This is a genomic window from Aquitalea sp. S1-19 (genome assembly GCF_024343515.1).
In genome coordinates, this window is record NZ_RJTZ01000137.1 from 1 (window position 1) to 6,992 (window position 6,992).

Consider the following 6,992-nt stretch of genomic DNA (forward strand, 5'->3'; position numbering starts at 1 on the left):
CCCTCATCCGGCGCTGCGCGCCACCTTCTCCCGGGGGGAGAAGGATTGATGGTGCTGGTCTGTTTTGCGTTGCACGGTGGCCGTCGGTCGCGGTGCCCTCTTCCGCTGGCGGGTGAGGGGGGCATCCCAATCCACTAGTCAGCGGGTTTTTGTGCCTGCGCCTTCACTTCCGCGCGCAGTGCTTCGATTTCCTGGCTGAGTGCGTCGTATTCTTCCTGCTTCCGCTGCAAGAAGTGTTTAGTCAGTGCAGCTTTCTCTGCGATGCCGCTGGGGGTGAGCACATAAACGTAGCCGAACTTGTTCTTGGCGCGGGCGAAGTTCTGCATCTTGACCCAGCCCTTTTCCATTAACGCTTTCAGGCAATAGTTGAGCCCGCCCACGCTGATGCCGAGTTGCTCGGCCAGCTCGCGCTGAGTGATGTCCGGGTTGTCCTGCAGCAGGCGCATCACGCGATAATAGGTGTCTTCTTGTAGCTTGCTTTGGCGGCTGGCCATGGGGCGATTTACGATGGTTCGTGGTGTTTCAGGCACGCTACCGCCCTACCGTGTCACGTTCGGCAAGCGCGGAGGGCGATAAATAGACAGCGGCCGCAAGCGGCCACTGTTCAAGATTGAACGATTGTACCTTGTCTGGGATCTCAGGCCAAGCCTGGATATGCTTTTGTCGTTCGGCTGTGTTTCATCCGGTTTTACCCAGTCTGGCGGTATCAATCTGCATGCGCACCCGTTTGTGCAGCAGTTCGAGCAGGATGATGGATCTGTGTTCGGCTTCGCTGCACTGGTAGATCGCCTCCAGCCCGGCAAACGGGCCGTCGGCAATGCGCACCACCTCGCCCGGGTTGAACAGGGGGGCGCAGGGGCTGGCTTGCTCGTGCTCTTTCAGCATATGGATGAGCGCGTCCTCAACCTTGGCCGCCTGCCCGCCGAACTGTACCAGTGTACTCACGCCGAGGGTCGAGCGGATCGGTGCCCAGCTTTTGCCGCTTTGGCTGCTATCGAGACGGATAAACAGATAGCGCGGGAATAGCGGTTCGCTCACGACCTGCGCCTTGCCACGGCGAACCTTCTCGACGCTGATCCGCGGCAGGTAACAGGGGTAGCCTTGCTGCTCAAGGTTGAGCAGCGCCTTGTCTTCCTGACGCGGCTTGGTATGAACCAGATACCAGGCGAGCTGTGAAATAATGGTTTGCGGCATAAAGGGTTTCTGCTGGCATGCGGCAAGGCTATTGGGCATGCCCCACCTTTGCGGTCGGGGCGTGCAGGATGGCCATCAGCTGTTTGTGCTGTGGTACTGCTTGGCCACCCACTCGCGGTAGCTGCCGCTGGTGACATTGTCCACCCAGTCGCTGTTGTTCAAATACCACTCAACCGTCTTGCGGATGCCGGTTTCGAAGGTTTCGGCCGGTTTCCATCCCAGTTCCTGCTCCAGTTTGCGCGCATCGATGGCATAGCGGCGGTCGTGGCCGGGGCGGTCGGTGACGTAGGTGATCTGGCTGGCGTAAGACTGCGGGGTAGGGCTGTCAGCCATTCCCTGCTCCCCATTCCCTGCTCCCTGTTTCGGTCTCTGCTCATCCAGTATCGCGCAAATGGTGCGCACCACGTCGAGGTTGGCTTTTTCGTTCCAGCCGCCGACGTTATAGGTTTCGCCCAGGCGGCCGGCTGCCAGTACGCGGCGGATGGCGCTGCAGTGGTCTTTGACATACAGCCAGTCGCGGATCTGCTGGCCGTCGCCGTAGATGGGCAGCGGCTTGCCGGCCAGTGCATTGAGGATGACCAGCGGTATCAGCTTCTCGGGGAAGTGATAGGGGCCGTAGTTGTTGCTGCAGTTGGTGGTAATGACCGGCAGACCGTAGGTATGGTGCCAGGCGCGCACCAGGTGGTCGCTTGCCGCCTTGGAGGCGGAGTAGGGACTGTTGGGCTCGACGCGGTGGGTTTCGCTGAAGGGCGCATCGTCGGGGCCTAGCGTGCCGTACACCTCGTCGGTGGAAACATGCAAAAAGCGGAAAGCCTGCTTGGCTTCGGTTGCCAGCTCATTCCAGTAGCCGCGCACGCTTTCCAGCAGATTGAAGGTGCCGACGATATTGGTCTGGATAAAGTCGCCCGGGCCGTGGATGGAGCGGTCAACATGGCTCTCTGCCGCGAAATTGATCACTGCGCGCGGCTGGTGTTCGGCTAGTAGCTTGCCCACCAGTTCACGGTCACCGATGTCGCCACGCACGAAGATGTGGCGCGGGTCATCCTTGAGCGAAGCCAGAGTATCGAGATTGCCGGCGTAGGTGAGTGCATCGAGGTTGATGACCGGCTCGTCGCATTGTGCCAGCCAGTCGAGTACAAAATTGCCGCCGATAAAGCCGGCGCCGCCGGTGACCAGGATCATGTCGAATCCGTTTCTTTAAATAGTGGGGGAAGCGTATGCGCTATTTTACGGGGAAAACCGGGGCTTGGGGCTGGTGGTCGCTGAAAAGGCAAAGGCGACAGCAGCCTGTTGCCAAGCCGATGCCGCCTTTGACCGGACTGCCCAAAAGGTGTGCAGCGCAAGCGCTGCGGGGTCTTGCCTCCAAAATGTGCGGCTATTTTAAGGCTGCGATTGGCATCTGCCTATCCGTAGAAATACTGAGTGGGGGCAGAAAGTTGTTGGAGGTGCTTACTGTGTTGTTGTGGGATTCGGGAGTTGGGATCCGGGATTCGCGGCCTTGACGTGATTTGCTCGGCCTTAACACTGAAACCCGAGTCTCAGGCATACCCCTTCGGATTCAGGCTTTGCCAGCGCCAGCTGTCGTTGCACATATCCTGCAGGGTCTTTTCGGCCTGCCAGCCCAATAGCTCGCGGGCGGTGCTCGGGTCGGCCCAGCACTCGGCGATATCTCCGGCGCGGCGCGGTACGATCTGATACGGCACGCTGCGGCCGCTGGCGATTTCGAAGGCCTTGACCATGTCCAGCACCGAATAGCCCTGGCCGGTACCGAGGTTGACGGTGAGCAGTCCACCCCGGGTTTGTAAGGCCGCAAGGGCGGCCAGATGGCCACGGGCCAGGTCTTCGACGTGGATATAGTCGCGTACGCCGGTGCCGTCCGGTGTGGGGTAGTCGTTGCCGAATACCGACAGTTGCTCGCGCTGGCCGATGGCCACTTGCGACACGAAGGGCATCAGGTTATTGGGAATGCCGCTCGGGTCTTCGCCGATCAGGCCGCTTTCGTGCGCGCCCACCGGGTTGAAATAGCGCAGGATGGCGATATTCCACTCCGGTTCGGCCTTGATCAGATCGCGCAACATGTCTTCCACCATCAGCTTGCTACGCCCGTACGGGTTGGTGGCGGATAGCGGAAAATCTTCGCGGATCGGCGTGGTGGCTGGGTCGCCATAGACGGTGGCGCTGGATGAAAACACCAGGTTTTTCACGCCGTGGTGCTGCATCGCCTGCAACAGCTTGAGAGTGCCGCAGACGTTGTTGTTGTAGTACGCCAGCGGTTGCGCAACCGACTCGCCCACCGCCTTGAGGCCGGCAAAGTGGATCACCGCCTTGATCGGATAGCGGAACACCAGATCCAGCTTTTCGCGGTCGAGAATATCGCCCTCGACAAACAGCACCTGTTTGCCGGTGATCTTTTCTACTCGGCGCAGCGCCTCTGGCTTGCTATTGCTCAGATTGTCGAGCACCACCAGTTGCTGTCCGGCTTGTAGTAGCTGGACGCAGGTATGGCTGCCGATATAACCGGCACCGCCGGTGACGAGGATCATGGTGGGCTCCTTTTTTTGGGGGTGGGAGGATGGGCGCGGCTGCGCGGGCACCCATCGCATTCTTATTTGCCCAGTTTACCGCGTAATGATGAAAACGCGCCGCGACCCAGTACAATCAGGCTGCCCAGCATCAGGCCGGCAATCGCGCCCAACGCCATGATGAGCGCGCGCTTGGGTTTATCACGGGTGATGGGCTGGGTTGGCGCCTCCAGATAATGGAAGCTCTGCTTGCTGCCCTTCAGAGCCGGTAGTAGATCTATCTGTTTGAGGTGGTTATCCAGCTGGTAATAGCGGGCGGGATAAGGCGTTTTGTCGGTTTGCTTGAGCGAATCGATACGGGCTTGCAGAGAACGGGTACCTAGCAAAAACAGCATTTCCGGCTTTTCTATGGTTTGGTAGCTGCTACCCTTGAAGGTATCGACGCCGCCACGTGCGGCCGTATCACGCGCTCTTTTTGTCGCTTCCAGCAGGCTGCGATCTTGGGCTTGCTGTTGCAGGGCAAGGTTTTGTTTTTCATCCTGCAAGTCCAGCTTCAGGGTGTTGCTGGCGACCTGATATTCGCGTGCCTTGGCAGCCCAGACGCTGCGGTTGATTTGTGCCATGTAGGTGTTCAGCAATTGCTGGGCCACTTCTGGCGTTTCTGCGGTGATTTCGATCTGGTGGTAGAGCTGTTTTTTCTGATCGGGCGGCGTCAGCTTGATATCTTCTAGTGACAACTTTTCCAGTAGTGCTTTTTGCGCACGCTCCGAGCTTAATTTTGTTGCGTGCTGCCGGTAGTAGTCACTGCCTTGCCAGAATGCTCGGCGGGCATCGGGAGAGCTTAACTGGGTAATCGTGCTATCGAATACCTGTTTGCTGACTTCCGTAATCTCCAGACGTTTCTTTTTCTCAACGGCAGAGGTCTTGTCGTTGTTAGCTGAGTCATTATTGGCTATCCGCCACAATTGCTGTTGTGCCTGATAGTAATCACCTAGGTCTTCCGCGCGTGGCTGTTCTATGGAGGCCCGTGACGTCCACTCTTCCTTGGTGGTAAAGGCATAGCCTGCTGCTGCTGCGATAGACAGCGCGGTGACGCCGGCAATGATCAGCTTGCCTTGCCATAGTTTGGCGATCAGTTCGCTCAGATCGATTTCGTCGTCTTGTTGTTCTATTGGTGCGATGGAGCGATTGGGCATATTAAATCTCGTACAGTCTCAATAGGGACAGTATTGCCAATACCACTGATATACTCAGTATCTACTTTGTAGCGTGAAGTGGCAGGATGAGGCGTTCCATCCTGCCTCCGTATGCCTCAGCCAACCTTACTCAGTACGTATTCATGTTCGCTGGCTTTGGTCTCGGATGCCTTGCGCGAACGCAACTGGCTACGCACCAGCACCAGCAGTATGCCGATAAAACCGCCGGCCAGTGTGCCCAGTGCCACGATCAGCGCGCGCTTGGGTTTGAGCTTTTCTTCCGGCACGACGGCAGGGTCTATGGTCTTGAAGGCATATTCTTGCTGCACCTCGGCCAGCATCAGCGTCTTGGTCTGCTGTTCGATCAATTGCGAGAACACGGTCTGCATCGAGGCCAGCGCGGTTTGTGCCTGCTGTTTGTGCAGATAGTCGATATTCTTGCGTGCTTCCACCTGATCGCGCTCGCGTACCGCCTGGTTCAGGTCGTGCACAAACCAGTCTGCCCATTGCTTGGTCAGCAGCGGCGAATAGAAGTCTATGCTCAGCGTGGCCAGTCCCGACTTTTTGTCCTTGTCCAGCGTCATCAGCTCGCTGAATGCCTTATATAACTCCCAATCCGTAGGCTCGACCGAGGCGCCCTCCTTGACTTCGCGTACCCATTTCTTCTGCTGCGTGTCGTACAGCTCGCTGTCTATCACTAGCTGCCCGCTTTGCTTGTCCCACTTGGTGGCGGCCATCAACGGCACTTCCAGCTGATGGCTGCGGATAAAACGGGTGACGAACTGGCGCGACTTGCCGATTTCGACGGCAATATCGCTCTTGCCTGCCTTGCCTTCGCCCAGACTGACCCCAGCTAAACTGGCCAGACCGCCCATTTGTCCGGCCAGCGCGGCCAGACCGCCGCCGGATTCGCTTTCTGCCGGTGCCAGCAGTACTTTGGACTGGTAAATATTGGGCATATTCAGCGCCACCGCCACGGCGATGGCGGTGGACATAAGGGTGCTGGCGATAATCAGCCATTTGCCTTGCCACAGGGTTTTGAATAGTTCGAGCAGATCGATCTCGTCGTCCTGTTCATGCGTCATTGGCTGAGTCATTTCGTTTTGCATATTGGTCATGGTTTGATCGCCGCCCATGCGACACCCAGCTGATACATGATCTGGGTGACGGCAGTCCAGGTGGCGAGCGCATCGCGGCTCTCGCTATCAACCGGAACGATAATGGTATCGCCCTGTTCTATGCGCGGCGTGCTCTTGTAGATCCAGTTGCCGCTCGGCATGCGGACCGAGCCGTCAGCCTTGACGATATACACGCGGCTGGTGTCGGCGCGCTTTTTGGCACCGCCGGCCCGCTCCAGATAGTCCTGCATGTCCAGATCGCGCTGATAGGTGTGGTTGGATGGGAACTGCACTTCGCCAATAATGCTGACACTATTGCGTTGCTGCGGAATAAACAGGCGATCCTGATTTTCCAGCAGGATATCGAAGGCCTTTTCGCCTGCCACTACGGCCGGGCCGTTAATCACCAGACGCCCCAGCGCTTTGGTGTTTTCCAGTTGCTCCGCCAGTTTTTGTCCCGCCATAGGGTCGGCTTTTTGTGCTAGCGGATTACCCTGGCTGCGTAGCTGGGCGTAAGACATTTCAGCGCGCAGTTCTTCGTTCATGCGGCGCAGGTTTTCTTGCTCCTGCTCGCGCAGGCTTTCACGGGTAAAGATGGCACCTTGCGGATTGCCGAAGCTGGTGAGGCCGCCTGCGCGGCGGATCAGCTGGCTGAGCATCTCGCCGCGTTTGACCATATAGCTGCCTGGATAGCGTACTTCGCCTTCCAGTTTGACGGTAATTTCTTCGCGCCATTCGGGCTGGGCCAGCACGTTGAGACGGTCTTTGGATTGCAACGGCTGGGTCAGCAGGCGCTCGGCCTCCGTATCATTTAGTGGAATATCGAAGCTGTTATGTGTCAGCTTGAGTTCGCGGCCATTGGCAAGATAACGGCTGAGCTCTATGCGGTCGGCCGCCTCGGTGCGCCCCCCTGCCGCCGTGATCAGGTCGGAAAAAACACCAGTGCGCGGCAGCGGATAGAT

General features: G+C 58.1%; 7 protein-coding genes. All 7 read right to left on the reverse strand.

Translation table 11 applies throughout. From position 1 onward, the window contains the following. Window positions 1-134: 134 nt before the first annotated feature. Window positions 135-494 carry a MarR family EPS-associated transcriptional regulator gene (locus EGI20_RS15615; RefSeq protein WP_498629777.1) on the reverse strand — a complete coding sequence of 120 codons (360 nt, stop codon included), beginning with the start codon at window positions 492-494 and terminating at the stop codon, window positions 135-137. Between the two features lie 184 nt (window positions 495-678). Then, on the reverse strand, window positions 679-1,233 hold the full coding sequence (gene rfaH, locus EGI20_RS15620; RefSeq protein ID WP_498632544.1) for a transcription/translation regulatory transformer protein RfaH: 555 nt from the start codon (window positions 1,231-1,233) through the stop codon (window positions 679-681). 36 nt (window positions 1,234-1,269) lie between these two features. Then, window positions 1,270-2,376: a dTDP-glucose 4,6-dehydratase gene (rfbB, locus tag EGI20_RS15625; RefSeq protein WP_498632546.1), complete on the reverse strand. Its 1,107-nt coding sequence runs from the start codon at window positions 2,374-2,376 to the stop codon at window positions 1,270-1,272. A 356-nt stretch (window positions 2,377-2,732) separates the two neighbouring features. Next, window positions 2,733-3,737, reverse strand: a complete 1,005-nt coding sequence (gene galE, locus EGI20_RS15630; protein WP_498632548.1) for a UDP-glucose 4-epimerase GalE — start codon at window positions 3,735-3,737, stop codon at window positions 2,733-2,735. Window positions 3,738-3,799: 62 nt separating this feature from the next. Further along, window positions 3,800-4,912 carry an LPS O-antigen chain length determinant protein WzzB gene (locus EGI20_RS15635; protein ID WP_498632550.1) on the reverse strand — a complete coding sequence of 371 codons (1,113 nt, stop codon included), beginning with the start codon at window positions 4,910-4,912 and terminating at the stop codon, window positions 3,800-3,802. A 116-nt stretch (window positions 4,913-5,028) separates the two neighbouring features. Continuing rightward, the gene (locus EGI20_RS15640; RefSeq protein WP_498632552.1) at window positions 5,029-6,030 is read right to left on the reverse strand and encodes a Wzz/FepE/Etk N-terminal domain-containing protein; all 1,002 of its coding nucleotides are present in this window, start codon (window positions 6,028-6,030) and stop codon (window positions 5,029-5,031) included. After that, window positions 6,027-6,992 (reverse strand): SLBB domain-containing protein (locus EGI20_RS15645; protein WP_498632554.1); only part of this gene is annotated, 966 nt, incomplete at its 5' end. The genes EGI20_RS15640 and EGI20_RS15645, both read right to left, overlap by 4 nt.